Genomic DNA, 17,141 nt, shown 5'->3' with positions numbered 1-17,141 from the left:
CGACGACCCCAACACGACTAGGCTAGGTTCATGAGACGCGCAAAAATCGTTGCAACATTCGGCCCCGCAATCGCCAGTTACGAGAACACCCTCGCAGTGCTCGAGGCGGGCGTCGACGTTGCCCGGATGAACATGAGCCACGGTGACTACACCGTGCACACCAGCACCTACGAGAACGTCCGCCGCGCGTCGGAGGAGCTCGGCAAGCCCGTGGGCATCTTCGCCGATCTCCAGGGCCCCAAGATCCGCCTCGGCCGCTTCGCCGACGGCCCCCACGCCCTCTCCCCGGGCGACGTCTTCACCATCACCATCGAGGACATCGAGGGTACGCAGGAGATCTCCTCCACCACGTTCAAGGGGCTGCCGCAGGACGTCAGCGTCGGCGACATGCTGCTCATCGACGACGGCAAGGTCTCGCTGCGCGCCACGGCGGTCGACGACGTGAAGGTCACCACCGAGGTCGTCGTCGGGGGCATGGTGTCCAACAACAAGGGCATCAACCTGCCGGGTGTCGCCGTGAACGTCCCCGCCCTCAGCGACAAGGACGAGGAGGACCTCCGCTGGGCCATCCGCACCGGCGTCGACATGGTCGCCCTCTCCTTCGTCCGCGACGCCGGCGACGTCAAGCGCGTCCACGAGATCATGGACGAGGAAGGCCGCCGCGTCCCGGTCATCGCGAAGATCGAGAAGCCGCAGGCCGTGGACGCCCTCGAGGAGATCATCGACGCGTTCGACGCCATCATGGTGGCCCGTGGCGATCTCGGCGTGGAGATGCCGCTGCAGGACGTCCCGATCGTGCAGAAGCGTGCCGTCGAGCTCGCCCGCCGCTGGGCCAAGCCCGTCATCGTCGCCACGCAGGTCCTCGAGTCCATGATCGACAACCCGCGTCCTACGCGCGCCGAGGCCTCGGACTGTGCCAACGCCGTGCTCGACGGCGCGGACGCGGTCATGCTCTCCGGCGAGACGAGCGTCGGCAAGTACCCGATGGAGACCGTCCGCACCATGGCGGACATCATCGAGTCCACCGAACGCCACGGCCTCGAGCGGGTCCCGCCGCTCGGCAGCAAGCCGAAGACCCGCGGTGGAGCCATCACCCGGGCGGCCGTCGAGATCTCGGACCAGCTCGACGCCAAGTACATCTGCACGTTCACCCAGTCGGGTGACTCGGCGCGCCGCCTGTCCCGGCTGCGCCCGAGGAAGCCGGTCTTCGCCTTCACCCCGGTGCAGTCCACCCTGAACGCCATGTCCCTCATCTGGGGCATCCAGCCGAAGCTCGTCGAGTTCGTCGAGCACACGGACCAGATGACGGCCCAGGTGGACAAGGTGCTGTTCGAGCAGGGCCTCGTGGAGGTGGACGACCTCGTCGTCATCGCCGCCGGTTCCCCTCCCGGACAGGCCGGCTCGACGAACTCCATCAAGGTGCACCGCGTCGGCGACATCACGGACGCCGGCCAGCTGCCAGACGGCCACACGTCCTACATCAAGGAAGGCGTGGGCCCCTGGCCCGTCAAGAAGAAGTAGCCTGATCCGACGAAAGGACCCCCACCCTTCCCGGGTGGGGGTCCTTCCGTCGTCCTACCCGGGTCGGGTTCGCCGACCCGACCTCAGTTGACCTGGTTGATGATCGTCTCGGCGACCTCGCGCATGCTCAGGCGCCGGTCCATGGAGGTCTTCTGGATCCAGCGGAAGGCCTCGGGCTCCGTGAGGCCCATCTTGGTGGTCAGCAGGCTCTTCGCGCGCTCCACGAGCTTGCGGGTGGCGAACTGCTCCTGGAGATCGGTGACCTCGGCCTCCAGCGCCTTGATCTCCTCATGGCGTGACATCGCGATCTCGATGGCGGGGATGAGGTCGGCGGGCGTGAACGGTTTGACCACGTAGGCCATCGCCCCGGCGTCGCGTGCGCGCTCGATGAGTTCCTTCTGGCTGAAGGCGGTGAGCAGGACCACGGGGGCGATCCGCGCCTTGACGATCTGCTCGGCCGCCGTGATGCCGTCCATGACCGGCATCTTCACGTCCATGAGCACGAGGTCCGGCTTGTGCTCCTGGGCGAGCGCCACGGCCTTCTCGCCGTTGTCGGCCTCGGCGACGACCTCGTAGCCCTCGCCCCGCAGGATCTCGATGATGTCGAGTCGGATGAGCGTCTCGTCCTCGGCCACGATGACCCGGCGTGCGGGTCCGGCGGGCGTGGATTCGGTGGATTCAGACACTGTTGCTCCTTGATCACGGTGGCGTTCTGGTGGGTCCGTGGAGCGCATCCCCGCGTACCCGGAAACAGCCTATCGGCATGTAGAGTGGATTCGCGCACCGGCGGTGGACGAAGTCAGCCTCCCACCCCAGCTCCGGGCGCGGACGGCCCGAATGGCGGAATTGGCAGACGCGCTGCACTCAAAATGCAGTATCGAGAGGTGTGTGGGTTCGAGTCCCACTTCGGGCACAGCGCATCCACGAATCGGGAGTCGTCCGGCGGACGATACGTCGTCGCGGCCGCCGTCGGTTCCCGGACACGCGGAATTCGCACTCGTGATGGCCGGTTACCCCCTTCTCTCATCGCCGGTGGTCGTCTAGCATGGTGGTCCACCGCGAGACGGTGTTGGGATGGCTCGGCTGGGGAAGCGCAGTCCGCATGTGAAGATCGCAACTGCAGGCAGCGTGGGCGAGGAATCCGGGCGTGGACGCTCCATTCCGGTGTGAGTCGGCGCGTATCTGCTCCGGGTATGAACGGGCGGCAACGCCGGACAGCCGCCCGCGGCGTGCCGAACACACGGCACACACCCATCCTCATCCTCAGCCCGGCATGCGTGGAAGAAATCCATCATGAAGAAATCTCTGAGTTGGCGTCTGTTCGTCCTCGTCGCAGGAACCCTGTTCGGCCTGCTGGCCGGCATGGGCCTCTCCGCACCCGCCGTCGCGTCACCCGTCCAGGTGGCAACCTCCGGATACGACCGCGACAACGGCGCGGATCTGACCCTCTACGTCGACGACGGCAGATTGAGGGTTGCCGGCGACGACTACGACGGCGAGAAGGTCTACGTCAAAGTCGTCCAGATCAAGCACAACGGCAAACAGGAAAAAGTCGACGAGCGCTATGTGTGGCCGGATCGCGGCGGCAATTTCGATTACCGGGTCAGGAATGCCGACTGCGACAGGAGTTACCAGGCCTACAGCAAGAGTGAGAAGGAGAGCCGGTACAACAACGACAAGAATGGCTGGGAGAAGAGCGAGAGGATCTGGTTCGACTGTGATGACGGCTATGGTGGCCGCCACTAGAGAGCTCGACTCGAGCGACTCTCGAAGGCGGGCCCGAGTGCCCTGATCAGCAGTCCCGACCCGGCAGGAGGTCGGCCTCAAGGCCGGTGCCCTGCCGGGTCACATCGCCGGAGGTCGATCCCCCGCTCGGGGGACCCGGGCGGTGGCTCCGTGGCGCTCGGACACCAGTTCGCGGAGGGCGATGGAGATCAGGTCGCGCTGTCCCTCGCCCAGTTGGACCTCCTCGACCGTGTACAGGATCAGCTGTTCCTCGGTCTCCTCCCCGCCGAGGGAGAAGTAACGCAGCCACACCTCCGACAGATGCAGGTCCTCCTCGATCAGGATCCGCGTGAGTTGTTCCCTCTGTGCGTGGGCATCCATGATCCGTTCCCTGCTCTCCGGCTGACGTCCTGGTCCAACCTTCCTCCATCACCGACGTCGGGGGAGCGAAGCCGGGTGCAGGAAATTTCTCCCCGTTCCGCCGCGAGGAGGGTGTCACTCCTCCGTTGGATCGACGGTGCTCCGCGCCGAGCCGCAGGAGCGTCGCGCCACGGCGCGGTCGGGGTACATTGGGCCCATGGCCAGCGAAGCGATGATCCTCGACGTCGACTCACCGGACGGCCCCCGGCCCGTCCGCCTGTCCAGCCCGTCCCGTGTCCTCTGGCCGCAGGCGGGCCTGACGAAGCTCGACCTCGCGCAGTACCTCATCGACGTCGCGCCCGCCTTCCTGGCCGCCAACGGTGACCGGCCGGTGTCGCTGCAGCGCTTCGGCGGCGACGTGGACGGCGACCACTTCTTCAGCAAGAACCCGCCCAAGGGTGCACCGGACTACGTCCGCAGTGTGACGGTCACCTACCCCAGCGGCCGTTCCCACCCCCAGCTCGTCCTGGACGAACCCGCAGCGGCGGTCTGGGCCATCCAGATGAACACCGTCGTCTTCCACCCATGGGCGTCCCGCGCGGGCGCCCCGGACCTGCCCGACGAGCTGCGGATCGACCTCGACCCGCAGCCGGGCACGACCTTCGCGGACGTCGTGGCCGCCGCCCACGAGCTCCGTTCCGTGCTCGGCGAGGCCGGGCTCGCGAGCTTCGTGAAGACGTCGGGCAACCGCGGCCTGCACGTCTTCTCGCCCGTCGAACCCGTCCACGAGTTCCTCGAGGTCCGTCGCGCGGTCATCGCCGCCGCCCGGGAGCTGGAGCGCAGGATGCCGGATCGCGTGACGACCGCGTGGTGGAAGGAGGAGCGCGGCGAGCGCATCTTCGTGGACTACAACCAGGCGAACCGCGACCGCACGATGGCCGGGGCGTACAGTCCGAGGGCGTTGCCGCACGCTCCCGTGTCCTGCCCCGTCACGTGGGACGAACTGGACGGCGTCGACCCGGCCGCCTTCACGATCGGGACCGTGCCGGAGCGGCTGCGCACCATCGGCGATCCCTGGGCGCACCTCCACGACGAACCGGGAAGCATCGACGTGCTGCGCTCGTGGTGGGACCGCGACGTCGAGGACGGCCTCGGTGAACTGCCCTTCCCACCGGACTTCCCGAAGATGCCCGGAGAACCGATGCGGGTGCAGCCGAGCCGCGCACGGAACCGCACCTGAACCCCACCTGAACCCCGCCGTCGCCCCCGCTGTCAACGCACCGCTCCGACGTCGACAGCTGTGCCGGCCCACCTGCCCGCGCTGCTAGACCAGGAGGGAACGTCGCCGCGTCCGGCAGGAGCCGGGCCTGACTCCGTGCCGGCGCCCTCGGGGTCCGGCCACCGGGAGACCCAGAAGAGCGCGCTGTCGGCCACCGTCCTGCTGTTCCTCCTGACGGGCTGCGGCGGCAACCCTGGGGACGAGCGAACTCCTGATGATCGGCGCCTTCCCGGCGGTGCCCGGCACGGTACGGACCGTCATGGTGCAGCCGGCGGGCGGCGGGGAGCCGGTGGAGGCGACGGTCCGGCCCGAGTCCCAGGCCGACGCCCGACCGCTCGCGGCACGTGCTCCGGAGTAAACTTGGGCCCATGCCGAGCACCGAGCAACCCCGCACCGCGGTCGTCATCGAGGACGACGACGACGTCCGCGATCTGTTGCACACCGTGCTGACCGGGACGGGGTTCAGGGTGCACACCGCGCCCGCGGGGCTCGCGGGCGTGGAGATGGTGCGGCGCCTGATGCCGGACGTCGTCACGCTCGATGTGGGGCTGCCCGACATCGACGGCTTCGAGGTGGCCGAGAGGATCCGGCGCTTCTCCACGACCTTCATCGTGATGCTGACGGCGCGGGCCGATCCGTCCGACGAGCAGCGGGGCTTCGACGCCGGGGCGGACCGATACCTGCGCAAGCCCTTCCGGCCCGCCGACCTCCGTCGGTACATCCAGGAGGGCACGACGACGGCGGACGCCTGAGCACACGCGGGAAGGAGGGGTGCCTCCCCGGGGCCGGCTCCGGTGGGCCGCTCCTCAGTGGGACCGGGCGCCCGCATCGGTCTCGAGGGCCGGCGCGTTCACCGCGTCGGAGGCGAGCCCCGTCACCAGTGCGTACACCGCCTTGTGCAGGTAGTCGACGGCCTTCTCGCTCACGGGCCACAGGCGCGGCGCGGCGCCTGCTCCGGTGGCGTTCTCGAGTGTCTGGTCGAACGCGAGGCGGACGACGGTATGGGCGGCCGTCGCCGAGGGGCCGCGGATGCCCGTCACGGACCAGATGCCGCGGAGGGCTCCGAGGGTCGCTCCGGTCAGCCAGTGCATCGCATGGTTCCAGCCCGGGTACCGGGCCGCGTTGCTCGTGGGTCGGCCGGCGAGGATCCGCAGCGTCCGCCCGGGGACGTGCGAGTCGGGCCGGTGCGTCAGGCGCTGCTCCACGAGCTCCCCCGCGGTCATGGCGGCGGTCCCTGCGAGGCCCGCCACCGCCCCCCGCAGGGCCGCCCGCAGGAGGACCGAACGACGCCCCGCCATTAGTCGTCGTTCCCGCGGGCGTCGTCCTCGAGGTCCGTGTCGATGCCGTTGTTGTCGTCGTAGTTCCCGGTGTCGGTGCCGGAGTTGTCGCTGTCCTGGGTGCCGAGGTCGCAGCCACCGAGGAAGAGGGCGCCGGCCGCGAGGAGCGCGGCGACGGTCTTCCGTTTCTTGTCGGCCATGGGGTCCGTCCTGTGGTCGGTCGTCGTGCGCCGGTCCCGGCGCTCCGGTTCACGGTAGGCAGGGCGCAGAAGCGGCGGCAAACCGGCAGCGCGTCCCCGAGGGACTTGCAATCCCCGCTTCCGCTCCTGCCCTGTGCTGCTCCGATGCCGCCCTGCTCCGGTCCTACTGCGGCAGGACACCGTAGCGCTTCATCAGCCAGTCGAGGTTGTCCTGCAGGCCGGCCCTCCACGCCTCCCACGTGTGCCCGCCGGGCACGGTCTGCAGCTGGACGTCCACCCCGGCCTTCTGCAGCGCGGCGGCCACCTCCTCGCCCTGGGGCCGGTAGAAGGCGTCGCCCGCGCCCACCGTGACGATGCCCGCGGTGTCGGGGAGCTTCTTCGTCCTGATCACGTCGAGGGGGTTCTGGGCGGCGAAGGCCGCGGCATCACCCGAGAAGTAGTTGCTGATCAGGGCATCCTGCCCGGCGTCGATGGTCGGCTCCGCCTCGCCGGAGATGTCGAGGAAGGTCGGATAGACGTCGGGATGCCCTGTGGCGAGGGTCAGGGCGCAGGTGCCGCCGTACGAGAATCCGCCGATCGCCCAGGCCGTGTCCGTGGAGGTGCCCGCCCTCAGCGTGGATCTCACCCAGGCGGGGACGTCCTCGGCGAGGTACGTGCCCGCGTGCCCGTAGTTGCTGTCGAGGCAGAGGGACGGCGTCGGGCCGGTGCTGGCGGCCGCATCGGGCATCACGGCGATCGGTGCCAGTCCCCTGTGCGCGGCGGCGTAGGCATCGAGCACGGCGGGGAGCTCGCCGCCCGTGATCCAGTCCTGCGGGCCGCCGGGATCGCCGTGGATCAGGACCAGGACGGGTACGTCGGCCGGGGTGGAGGCGAGGTACGCCGGCGGCAGGTAGACGTAGGCGGGCCCGGCGTCCACCCCGGAGACGGTTCCCGGGATCGTCGTCCGGTACACCTTCCCCGCCCCCGGCATGTCGCTCGGAGCGGTCCAGTCGGCGAGGGTGGTGAGCGGCCCCGGGTCCTCCGGTGCGTCGACCGTCCCGAGGTCCGGGATGTCGCTGTCCCCGGTCGCGGCCCTGAGGGTGGGGAAGGAGCCGTAGTAGGCGTTGATGCCACCCGCCGCGGCGATGATGATCAGGACGGGTGCGACGGCGGTCAGGCAGCGCTGCCACCAGCGCGGGGAAGTCACGAACCTGCGGACGGCCAGCACCCCACCGGCGACCGCGAGGCCGCCGAGCGCGTAGAACCAGGACGGCTGCGGCGCCCCCCACAGGTTCAGCACCACCTCGGTGACGAACCAGACGGCGAGTCCGCCGACCGCACCGATCAGGAGGGACGGCATCACCGAGCGGACCAGGTATCGCCTGCCGCCGGCGGCCAGCCACAGGAAGGCCGAACCCCCGAGGACGGCGAACAGGACGGGTGCCGGCCCGTCGACGAAGTCCCAGTCGAGGGGGTTCACGGGGTCCTCCCCGCGGCGGCTCGAGCGGCCGGCGGCCGGTCCGATCCACGCGCGCGGCGCGGCGCGGTGGTGAGGAGTTTCCACAGGTCGACGGCCCGCACGTCGGGGGCGTACGCCCGCGTGATCGCCTGTCCGATGGCCGGCAGGGTGGCCGGGTCCTCGTAGCAGAGGTACAGCGGCACGTAGCGCGGGCCGAACTTCGACTTGAAGGCGAAGAGGGACCGGAAGCCGTACACGGGCTCGAGCACCCGGCCGACGAAGCCGAGGACGCGGCTGAGCGGGTCGTCGGGGGCGTCGGTGTCCTTGCCTGCCGTCGCCAGGGGTGCACCGGACAGGCTCAGTTCCGCGTACCCCTCCCTCTGCAGGTCCAGGGCGGCCTGCGCGATGAGCACCTCGATGCTGTGCTTGAAGCCGGCGCCGCGGCGCCGCATGAAGTCCAGTGTCCAGCCGGTGACCTCGCCGTCCTCGTGGATCGGCAGCCAGGACGCGACGGCATGGACCGTGCGCTCGCCGTCGATGATCACGGAGCACCGGACCGCGGGATCACGCAGTTCGTCGATGCCGCCGAGGGTGAAGCCCATCTCGGGGAGGGACTTGTCCGCCACCCATTCCTCCGAGATGCTCCGGATCTGGTCGAGGATGACGAGCGGGGTCCTCGGGGTGTCCACCCACTCGTTGTGCACGCCGTTCTTCCGCGCCTGGTTGAGGGCCGTCCGGATGTCCTGGAACCTCTTGCCGGTGAAGGCGAGCGATCCCAGGTCGAGGACGGTCTCCTCGGCCACCTGCAGGCGGCGGAACCCCGCCGTCCGGAGCGCGTCGGCCAGGGGCGCGGTCACGGAGTAGAAGCACGGCGTCCACCCCTGGGCGTGGCAGTGGTCGGAGAAGCCCCGCAGGGCCCGGCCGGTGTCGGAGGGCGGACCCACCGGGCCCGCCAGCGTGAGGGCCACACCGGAGATGACGCGGAAGGGTACGTAGGACGCGTCGGAGAACCAGTAGGAGTTGCCCGGCCAGAGGCCCATCCACGTCATCGAGCCGCTGCCGTGGGTCGTGGCGATGGCGCGTGCGCGCTCGCGGTCGTCGTCGTCCTCCGTGCGTCGGACGGACCGGAAGGACCTCAGGAGCAGGGTGGCGACGACGGCCCAGAAGGCGATCCCGATCCACTCGTACAGGATGATCGCGGCGCTGTCCGATGGCAGGAAGGCCGGGTAGACGCGCAGCGTGACGGCGATGGGGAGGAGCCTCTGGGGGAAGTCGGCCAGGAGGAGGGGCAGGGTGGCGGCGGGGCTGAACTGGGGCGCGACGGCGAGGCCCACCCCCACGTAGAGGGCCGCCGCGAGGATCAGCGCGACCAGCACGCGCAGGCCGATGGACCGGTAGGTGCCAGGAGCCGCCCGCAGGGTGAAGAGCCTCCGCACGAGCACGAGGAGGACCACGATGACGACGGGCTGGAGCGCGGGCACGACGAGGTCGGCGATGATCCGCTCGGGGCGCGCGCCCGTGAGCAGGGGAGCGAGCCGGCCGTCGGGACCGTGCCGCAGGAACGCGAGGAACGTGTGCACGGACAGCAGTGCCAGTCCCGACTGCACGACGATCGTCCCCGCCCAGGCGAAGCGGCGTCCCCGCCGCAGGCCGTCCGCGAGGATGAGGAGCAGCACCGTCGGCAGGCAGGACATGACGACGCCGCCCAGGCCGGCACGGGCCTGGAGTTGCGCCTCGGCGCATTGCCGCACGATGCCGCCCGGCTCGCAGGCGTCGCGGACGGCGTCCGGCGTCGCGCCCTCCACCGCGGTGAACAGGTAGCCGAGGACGGCGAAGGGCCCTGTCGCGTGGGGGGACAGGGCCGCGAGCGCGGGGCCGACGGCGGCGGCGGCGCCCACGAGCGCCACGAGTACCCTCGCTTCCCTGATCGAGGGGGCGGCAGGACGCCGTACGCGGTGCCGGAGCAGGATAGGGCCGGCGGCCAGACCGGCTGTGGCGGCGACGAGCAGGGCGACCGACATGAGGGCGCCGTTGTAGAGGACGAGGGTGAGGGGGAGCAGGACCCCCACGACGCGCAGGCGCCGCCGCCACAGAGGACCCATCCCGGCGGTCGCAGCCATCATGGCGCCGAGGGCGCCGAAGGCGGGGCCGCCGAGGACCGTGGTGCCGAAGTCCGCGGCCCAGCGCGGGAACAGGGGAGCCGCCGCAGCGCCGACGACGAGCGCCCCGAGGAGCGCCACGAGATGGGTCCCGGCGACGGCCGCGCCGAAGCGCCGTGTTCCCAGGCGTGCCTCGGCGGGGATGCCGAGGCACAGGAGGGCGAGGCCGGCACCCGCATAGGCGGCCAGGTCGGGAGCCCAGGCGAGGGAGAGCAGCAGGGAGAGGGGATTCTGCACGGCGGTCGCAGGGTGGAACAGGACGGACGGCGCCAGCGCGTCGGGTGGTCCGTCGGGCAGGGCACCGGTGCCCAGCGCCAGGAGCCAGAGGGCTGCGAGGGTGGAGAGGGCCAGGGGGGCGCGGCGCCCCAGGGACGCAGCCCGGGACAGGGCGCTCGCCGCCCGGATCCGGAGGGCCGTGGGCCGTGAGGGAGCGCGCGCGGGCGCGGGCGCAGGTGCTGATGGGGGCCGGGGCGCGATCACGGGTTGGTCCGGTGGTGGGTCCGGTGGTGGGTCCGGTGGTGGAACCGCCGGCGCATCGGTCGGGCCGTCGTGCCGATCCTCGTTCATGAGTCGCCTCGCTTCCTCAGCGTCCGGTGCGTCCTGTCCGTCGACCGGATCCGGTCCCGGCCGGCGTCGGCCCTGCCCGGGGGCCACCGCACGTCCCGCCGCGTCACACCTCCCGCCGGACGCCGGGTTGCGAGCGGCCGGCGGGCCGGTCAGTCGCGGGCGTCGCGGATCATGTTCGTGATCCTGGCCGTCGACAGCCGACGTCCCTGCTCGTCCGTCATGACCACCTCGTGGGTCGTCAGGGTCCGCCCCAGGTGGATGGCCGTGGCGGTGCCGGTCACGAGCCCCGAATCGGCGCTGCGGTGGTGCGTGGCCCCCACCTCGATGCCGACGGCCTGCCGGTCCGGTCCGGCGTGGAGCCCGGCCGCGAAGGAGCCGAGGGTCTCGGCCAGCACCACGTGCGCCCCGCCGTGCAGGATCCCGGCGACCTGCTGGTTGCCCTCGACGGGCATCGTCGCGACCATCCGCTCGGCGCTCATCTCGGAGAACACGATGCCCATCTTGACCGCGAGCGCGCCCACGCCGTAGCGCCCCAGCCAGCCGTGCATCTCGGCGGGCACGCCTGCGGCGACCAGCTCGGCCAGCCGGTCCTCGGACGGGGTGGAGGGGGTGTCGGGCCGGGTGCGGTTGTCTGTCATGGGAACTAGGCTGGCACCTGTGAGTGAAACAGCCAAGCCCGCCGCCACCCTGACCGTCGCCCCTCCCTCCGAGACCTCCCCGGCGGCCTCCCCTGCGACCTCCCCTGCGACGCCGGCGCCGGCCCGGCGCAGCGACGGATCGCGCAACCGGCTTCTCGTCATCGACGGGCACTCGATGGCGTTCCGGGCCTTCTACGCCCTGCCGCCCGAGAACTTCTCCACGGACACCGGGCAGCACACCAACGCGGTGTACGGGTTCACGGCGATGCTCATCAATCTCATCAAGGACCAGAAGCCGAGCCACGTCGCCGTGGCGTTCGACCTCGACACCCCGACGTTCCGCTCGGAGGAGTACACGGAGTACAAGGGCGGGCGGAACAAGACGCCGGAGGAGTTCCACGGCCAGGTGGACCTGATCATCAAGGTCATGGAGGCCATGCGCATCCCGACCATCTCCCTCGACGGGTACGAGGCCGACGACATCCTGGCGACCCTGGCCTTCCAGGCGGCGGCGGTGGACTGGGACGTGCAGGTGGTCAGCGGTGACCGCGACGCCTTCCAGCTCGTCAACGACCGCGTGACGGTGCTCTACCCCAAGCAGGGCGTGACGAACATCCCGCAGATGGACGCGCAGGCCATCGAGGAGAAGTACTTCGTGCCGCCGCACCAGTACTCGGACCTCGCCGCACTGGTGGGGGAGAGCGCCGACAACCTGCCGGGTGTCCCCGGCGTGGGCCCGAAGACCGCCGCTAAGTGGATCAAGCTGTACGGCGGCCTCGAGGGCATCCTCGAGAACCTCGACAAGATCGGCGGCAAGGTGGGCGACTCGCTGCGCGCCAACATCGACGACGTGAAGCGGAACCGGCGCCTCAACCGCCTGCTGACCGACCTCGAACTGCCGGTCGACCTCGACGCGATGGTGTCGCAGCACCCGGACCGCCCGGCGGTCGAGGACCTCTTCGACTCGCTGCAGTTCAACACGCTCCGCAAGCGCCTGTTCGACCTGTTCGGCGAGGAGGAGACCGAGGACGAGGGCGACGAGCAGAGCGCGCCCCCGCACGTGCTGCTGGAGGATGCCGAGGCTCTCGCGCAGTGGTTCCGGTCCACCAACCAGGCGCAGGCGTCCGTCGCCCTCGCGACGGAGACGACGGCCGGCACCACGGACGTCGCCGGCATCGCCGTCGTCACCGGTCTGCACGCGGCGTTCATCCCGCTCGAGCCGCTCGACGCCGAGGCGGAGAAGGTCCTCGGGGACTGGCTGGCCTCCACGGACGCGCCGAAGATCGTCCACGACTTCAAGGCGGTGTTCAAGCTCCTGTCCGCCCGGGGCCTCCACCTCGCGGGGGAGGTGGACGACACGGCGATCTCCGGGTACCTCATCCAGCCCGACCGTCGCAGCTACGATCTCGCCGACCTCGCGCAGTACCACCTGCGCCTGTCCATCACCGCGTCGGCGAACGACTCCTCGGGCCAGCAGGCACTGGACCTCGGCGGGAACGACGTCGCATCGCCCGCCGTCGTCGCCGCGTACGCCGCGCTGCGCCTCAGCGAGCACTTCGCCGGCCAGCTCGTCGAGAAAGGCGCCAACCAGCTGCTCGGCGGACTCGAACTGCCGCTCGCCGAGGTGCTCGCCCGCATGGAACTGACGGGCGTGGCCGTCGACCTCGACGGCCTCGACCGGCTCTACGACGACTTCTCGAAGACCATCAGCGCCGCAGGCTCCGAGGCGTTCCGGATCATCGGCAAGGAGATCAACCTCGGCTCGCCCAAGCAGCTGCAGACGGTCCTGTTCGACGAGCTCGAACTGCCGCGGACGAAGAAGATCAAGACGGGCTACTCCACCGACGCCGACGCCCTCACCGACCTGATCACCAAGACGGGGCACCCGTTCCTCGAGCAGCTCCTCGCGTACCGTGACGCCACCAAGCTGCGCCAGACCGTCGAGGGCCTCCGGAAGGCCGCGGGCGACGACGGCCGCATCCACACGACCTACCTGCAGACCATCGCGGCGACCGGGCGCCTGTCCTCGACCAACCCGAACCTGCAGAACATCCCGGTCCGCTCCGACGAGGGGCGCCGCATCCGCGAGGTGTTCGTCGTCGGGCGGGGCCGGGACGGCGAGAAGTTCGAGAGCCTGATGACGGCCGACTACTCGCAGATCGAGATGCGCATCATGGCGCACCTGTCCGGCGACGAGGGGCTCATCTCCGCGTTCCAGGAGGGCGAGGACCTGCACCGGTTCGTGGGTTCGCACATCTTCGGGGTGGCGCCGGAGGAGGTCACCAATGCCATGCGCTCGAAGGTGAAGGCCATGTCCTACGGCCTCGTCTACGGGTTGAGTTCGTTCGGGCTCTCCAAGCAGCTGAACATCTCGGTGGACGAGGCGCGCACCCTGATGCGCGACTACTTCGAGCGGTTCGGGGCCGTGCGCGACTACCTGCGCGGCATCGTGGAGCAGGCACGCAAGGACGGTTTCACCTCCACCATCGAGGGGCGGCGCCGCTACCTGCCGGACCTCTCCAGCGACAACCGGCAGCTCCGGGAGATGGCGGAGCGCGCGGCGCTGAACGCGCCCATCCAGGGGTCCGCCGCGGACATCATCAAGAAGGCGATGCTCGGCGTCGACGACGCCCTGACCACGCGCGGACTCGCCTCCCGCATGCTGCTGCAGGTGCACGACGAACTCGTGCTCGAGATCGCCGAGGGTGAGGCCGAGGAGGTCGAGGCGCTGGTGCGTGAGCAGATGGGCAGTGCCGCCGACCTCACCGTGCCGCTCGACGTGTCGGTCGGCACGGGGGCCAGCTGGCACGAGGCAGCGCACTAGCCGGGGTCGGGTGGGGCCCACGGCGTGCTCTGGTCGGCCGGGACCGCCGCGGCTAGGGTGGTGAGGTGTGAGCCACTACACCCCCGACCTGCAGACCGACACCTTCACCCCCGGCGCCGACGAGGACGCCTCGGCGGACGGCCGCTTCGCGAAATGGCTCGACGCCGAGAGCATCGGCTTCCACGAGGGGACGCTCGACCCCGAGGACCTCGTCCACTACCTGGCCGCCTATCAGGCGGACGGGCGCGTGCTGTGGGGCGTGCATGACAGGGCCCAGCCCGCCGAGGCCCTCGGCGCCGACCAGCCCGTCGCCACCTACGGCACCATGGTCCACCCGCTCAACGTCGGGGCGGCGCAGCTCGACGCACACCAGATCACCGCGGTGACCGTCCGCACCACCCACCGGCGCCGCGGGATCCTCCGCTCCATGATGATGCGGGACCTGCGCGAGGCGAAGGATCGCGGACTGCCGCTCGCGATCCTGACGGCCTCCGAGGCCACGATCTACGGTCGCTTCGGGTTCGGCTGCGCCACGTTCACGCAGAGCATCGAGGTCGACGTCCGCGAACGGTTCGAGATCACGGCCCCGGCGGCCGGCACGACGACGCTGGTCGCCCGGGAGCACGCCGTCGCCCTCGCCGAGAGGATCTTCGACGAATTCCAGGCCGTGACCTTCGGTTCCGTCGCCCGGCAGTACGCCGTCGCCCGTCGCGTCTCGGGCGAATGGGGCCGCGAACGCCCCGTGGTCGACCGTGCGGTGCGGATGGCCGTGCACTACGACGACGCGGGGGAGCCGGTGGGCTACGTCAGCTACCGGTTCGCCGGCTGGGAGACGACGCCGTACACGATGAAGGTCATGGACCTCGTCGCCTCCACACCGTCGGCCTACCTGGAGCTGTGGCGCTACCTCGGCTCGCTCGACCTCGTGGAGCGCATCACCTGGGACGGTGCACGGCGCGACGACGTCCTGCCGTGGGCCCTGCGCGACCGGCGCTGCTACCAGGTCAAGGGCACCGACGACGTGCTGTGGGTCCGGCTGCTCGACGTGCCGGCGGCCCTCGGGACGCGCTCGTACCGGGGCAGCGGCAGGATCGTGCTGGACGTGGTGGACGATCACGGCCTCGTGGACGGCACCTACCTCCTGTCTGTCGTCGACGGCGCCGCGCAGGTGGCACCCGCCGAGGCGGCGGCCGCGCCGGACGCCACGCTGACCGCCAACGCCCTCGGCTCGCTGTACCTCGGGGGGGTGCAGGCCTCCACACTCGCGGAGGCCGGCGGTCTGATCGCGCACGCGGACGACGCCGTGACCCTGCTCGATTCCCTCTTCGGGCGCCCGCAGGAGCCCTACTGCATCACCCACTTCTAGGCGCAGGTCCCCCGTCCGCGGGCGGCCGTGGCCCACGTCGCGGGGGCTCCGCGCTGCTTTGACGGTGTTGGACCCCGCGGCTAGACTGAGCAGGCGCGTAGTGCGCTTCGTCGGGTCCCGATGCAGATCGGAAGCCCGTGGGGCGCAGTACTCCTCACGAACCTCTCGAGGTTCTTTCCATTTCGTCCACATCCGGACATCGGAACCCGCTCCCGGCCCCGCCGGAATCGCGGTCTCTGCCATGACCGGAGCAAGTCATCATCCACAACGGAGCCCCAACTACATGACCATCACCACCACCGAGAAGCAAGGTGCCCCCGTAGTCGCGATCAACGACATCGGCACCGCTGAGGACTTCCTCGCAGCGATCGACGCCACGATCAAGTACTTCAACGACGGAGATCTCGTCGAAGGTACCGTCGTCAAGGTCGACCGCGACGAGGTCCTGCTCGACATCGGTTACAAGACCGAGGGTGTCATTCCTTCCCGCGAGCTTTCCATCAAGCACGACGTCGATCCCGGGGACGTCGTCTCCGTGGGCGATCAGGTCGAGGCTCTGGTTCTCACCAAGGAAGACAAAGAAGGCCGCCTGATCCTCTCCAAGAAGCGCGCTCAGTACGAGCGTGCCTGGGGCGACATCGAGAAGGTCAAGGAAGAGGACGGCGTCGTCACCGGCACCGTCATCGAGGTCGTCAAGGGTGGCCTCATCCTGGACATCGGCCTGCGCGGCTTCCTGCCCGCGTCCCTCGTCGAGATGCGTCGTGTCCGCGACCTGGCTCCGTACATCGGCCAGCAGATCGAAGCGAAGATCATCGAGCTCGACAAGAACCGCAACAACGTCGTGCTGTCGCGTCGTGCGTGGCTCGAGCAGACCCAGTCCGAGGTGCGCTCCACGTTCCTCAACAAGCTCGAGAAGGGCCAGGTCCGTCCGGGCGTCGTCTCCTCGATCGTCAACTTCGGTGCCTTCGTGGACCTCGGCGGAGTCGACGGCCTCGTGCACGTCTCCGAGCTGTCCTGGAAGCACATCGACCACCCGTCCGAGGTCGTCGAGGTCGGACAGGAAGTCACTGTGGAGGTCCTCGAGGTCGATCTCGACCGCGAGCGCGTCTCCCTCTCGCTGAAGGCCACGCAGGAAGACCCCTGGCAGACCTTCGCCCGCACGCACGCTCTGGGCCAGGTCGTGCCCGGCAAGGTCACGAAGCTCGTCCCCTTCGGCGCATTCGTCCGCGTCGAGGACGGCATCGAGGGCCTCGTGCACATCTCGGAGCTCGCCGTCCGCCACGTGGAACTGGCCGAGCAGGTCGTCTCCGTGGGTGACGAGCTCTTCGTCAAGGTCATCGACATCGACCTCGAGCGCCGCCGCATCTCCCTCAGCCTCAAGCAGGCCAACGAGGGCGTCGACGCGGACAGCACCGAGTTCGATCCCGCGCTCTACGGCATGGCCGCCGAGTACGACGAAGAGGGCAACTACAAGTACCCCGAGGGCTTCGACCCCGAGTCGAACGAATGGCTCGAGGGCTACGAGACCCAGCGCGCCGCCTGGGAAGCCCAGTACGCCGAGGCCCAGTCACGCTGGGAGTCGCACAAGAAGCAGGTCGTGCAGCACGCGTCCGACGACGCCGCTGCAGCGAACGAGCCCGTCGAGTCGAACTCGACGAGCTACTCCTCGGAGCCCGTCGTCGCGGACTCCGGTTCGGGAACGCTCGCTTCCGACGAGGCTCTCGCGGCACTGCGCGAGAAGCTGACCGGGGCGTAAGCACCGCATCACAGCAGAACCCCGCAGCAGG

At 70.0% G+C, this 17,141-nt stretch carries 15 protein-coding genes and 1 tRNA gene; 9 read left to right on the top strand and 7 right to left on the bottom strand.

The window, feature by feature from the left end:
- The first annotated feature begins 30 nt into the window (after positions 1-30).
- Positions 31-1,521, top strand: a complete 1,491-nt coding sequence (gene pyk / locus ACX80K_RS03280; protein WP_459270424.1) for a pyruvate kinase — start codon at positions 31-33, stop codon at positions 1,519-1,521.
- Positions 1,522-1,604: 83 nt separating this feature from the next.
- Here the strand turns inward: pyk and ACX80K_RS03275 are convergent, their stop codons facing one another.
- Positions 1,605-2,207: an ANTAR domain-containing response regulator gene (locus ACX80K_RS03275; protein WP_459270423.1), complete on the bottom strand. Its 603-nt coding sequence runs from the start codon at positions 2,205-2,207 to the stop codon at positions 1,605-1,607.
- Between the two features lie 145 nt (positions 2,208-2,352).
- Between ACX80K_RS03275 and ACX80K_RS03270 the strand changes: the two genes are divergently transcribed.
- Both ACX80K_RS03270 and ACX80K_RS03265 read left to right on the top strand, forming a co-directional pair.
- Positions 2,353-2,434, top strand: a tRNA-Leu gene (locus tag ACX80K_RS03270).
- Positions 2,435-2,814: 380 nt separating this feature from the next.
- Positions 2,815-3,267 (top strand): hypothetical protein, encoded by a 453-nt coding sequence (locus ACX80K_RS03265; RefSeq protein WP_459270422.1) that lies wholly within the window; start codon positions 2,815-2,817, stop codon positions 3,265-3,267.
- Between the two features lie 99 nt (positions 3,268-3,366).
- Here ACX80K_RS03265 and ACX80K_RS03260 read toward each other — a convergent pair whose 3' ends face one another.
- Complete coding sequence (locus ACX80K_RS03260) at positions 3,367-3,627, bottom strand: hypothetical protein (protein WP_459270421.1); 261 nt, start codon at positions 3,625-3,627, stop codon at positions 3,367-3,369.
- Positions 3,628-3,823: 196 nt separating this feature from the next.
- Here ACX80K_RS03260 and ligD point away from each other — a divergent pair, with 196 nt between their 5' ends.
- From ligD to ACX80K_RS03245, 3 genes are all read left to right on the top strand, one after another.
- Positions 3,824-4,846 (top strand): non-homologous end-joining DNA ligase, encoded by a 1,023-nt coding sequence (ligD, locus tag ACX80K_RS03255; protein ID WP_459270420.1) that lies wholly within the window; start codon positions 3,824-3,826, stop codon positions 4,844-4,846.
- Positions 4,847-5,099: 253 nt separating this feature from the next.
- Positions 5,100-5,243, top strand: a complete 144-nt coding sequence (locus ACX80K_RS03250) for a hypothetical protein (RefSeq protein ID WP_459270419.1) — start codon at positions 5,100-5,102, stop codon at positions 5,241-5,243.
- A gap of 10 nt (positions 5,244-5,253) precedes the next feature.
- Positions 5,254-5,637, top strand: a complete 384-nt coding sequence (locus tag ACX80K_RS03245; RefSeq protein ID WP_459270418.1) for a response regulator transcription factor — start codon at positions 5,254-5,256, stop codon at positions 5,635-5,637.
- A 54-nt stretch (positions 5,638-5,691) separates the two neighbouring features.
- Here ACX80K_RS03245 and ACX80K_RS03240 read toward each other — a convergent pair whose 3' ends face one another.
- The 5 genes from ACX80K_RS03240 to ACX80K_RS03220 form a co-directional block, all read right to left on the bottom strand.
- Positions 5,692-6,183, bottom strand: coding sequence for a hypothetical protein (locus ACX80K_RS03240; RefSeq protein ID WP_459270417.1), 492 nt, complete (start codon positions 6,181-6,183; stop codon positions 5,692-5,694).
- The gene (locus ACX80K_RS03235) at positions 6,183-6,362 is read right to left on the bottom strand and encodes a hypothetical protein (RefSeq protein WP_459270416.1); all 180 of its coding nucleotides are present in this window, start codon (positions 6,360-6,362) and stop codon (positions 6,183-6,185) included. The genes ACX80K_RS03240 and ACX80K_RS03235 overlap by 1 nt, the downstream gene beginning before the upstream one ends.
- A 163-nt stretch (positions 6,363-6,525) precedes the next feature.
- The gene (locus tag ACX80K_RS03230) at positions 6,526-7,821 is read right to left on the bottom strand and encodes an alpha/beta hydrolase (RefSeq protein ID WP_459270415.1); all 1,296 of its coding nucleotides are present in this window, start codon (positions 7,819-7,821) and stop codon (positions 6,526-6,528) included.
- Positions 7,818-10,526 (bottom strand): bifunctional lysylphosphatidylglycerol flippase/synthetase MprF, encoded by a 2,709-nt coding sequence (locus ACX80K_RS03225; protein ID WP_459270414.1) that lies wholly within the window; start codon positions 10,524-10,526, stop codon positions 7,818-7,820. The genes ACX80K_RS03230 and ACX80K_RS03225 overlap by 4 nt, the downstream gene beginning before the upstream one ends.
- A gap of 149 nt (positions 10,527-10,675) precedes the next feature.
- Complete coding sequence (locus ACX80K_RS03220) at positions 10,676-11,164, bottom strand: hotdog fold thioesterase (protein ID WP_459270413.1); 489 nt, start codon at positions 11,162-11,164, stop codon at positions 10,676-10,678.
- 175 nt (positions 11,165-11,339) lie between these two features.
- Here ACX80K_RS03220 and polA point away from each other — a divergent pair, with 175 nt between their 5' ends.
- The 3 genes from polA to rpsA all read left to right on the top strand — a co-directional run bounded on the left by polA (position 11,340) and on the right by rpsA (position 17,110).
- Complete coding sequence (gene polA / locus ACX80K_RS03215) at positions 11,340-13,988, top strand: DNA polymerase I (protein ID WP_459270677.1); 2,649 nt, start codon at positions 11,340-11,342, stop codon at positions 13,986-13,988.
- Between the two features lie 67 nt (positions 13,989-14,055).
- A complete protein-coding gene (locus tag ACX80K_RS03210) occupies positions 14,056-15,354 on the top strand; it encodes a GNAT family N-acetyltransferase (protein WP_459270412.1) in 1,299 nt (432 codons plus the stop codon).
- Positions 15,355-15,637: 283 nt separating this feature from the next.
- Complete coding sequence (gene rpsA, locus ACX80K_RS03205; RefSeq protein WP_459270411.1) at positions 15,638-17,110, top strand: 30S ribosomal protein S1; 1,473 nt, start codon at positions 15,638-15,640, stop codon at positions 17,108-17,110.
- Positions 17,111-17,141: the final 31 nt, after the last annotated feature.

The sequence above is a fragment of the Arthrobacter sorbitolis genome (genome assembly GCF_054510995.1).
This window is presented reverse-complemented; position numbering and strand designations above follow the sequence as displayed.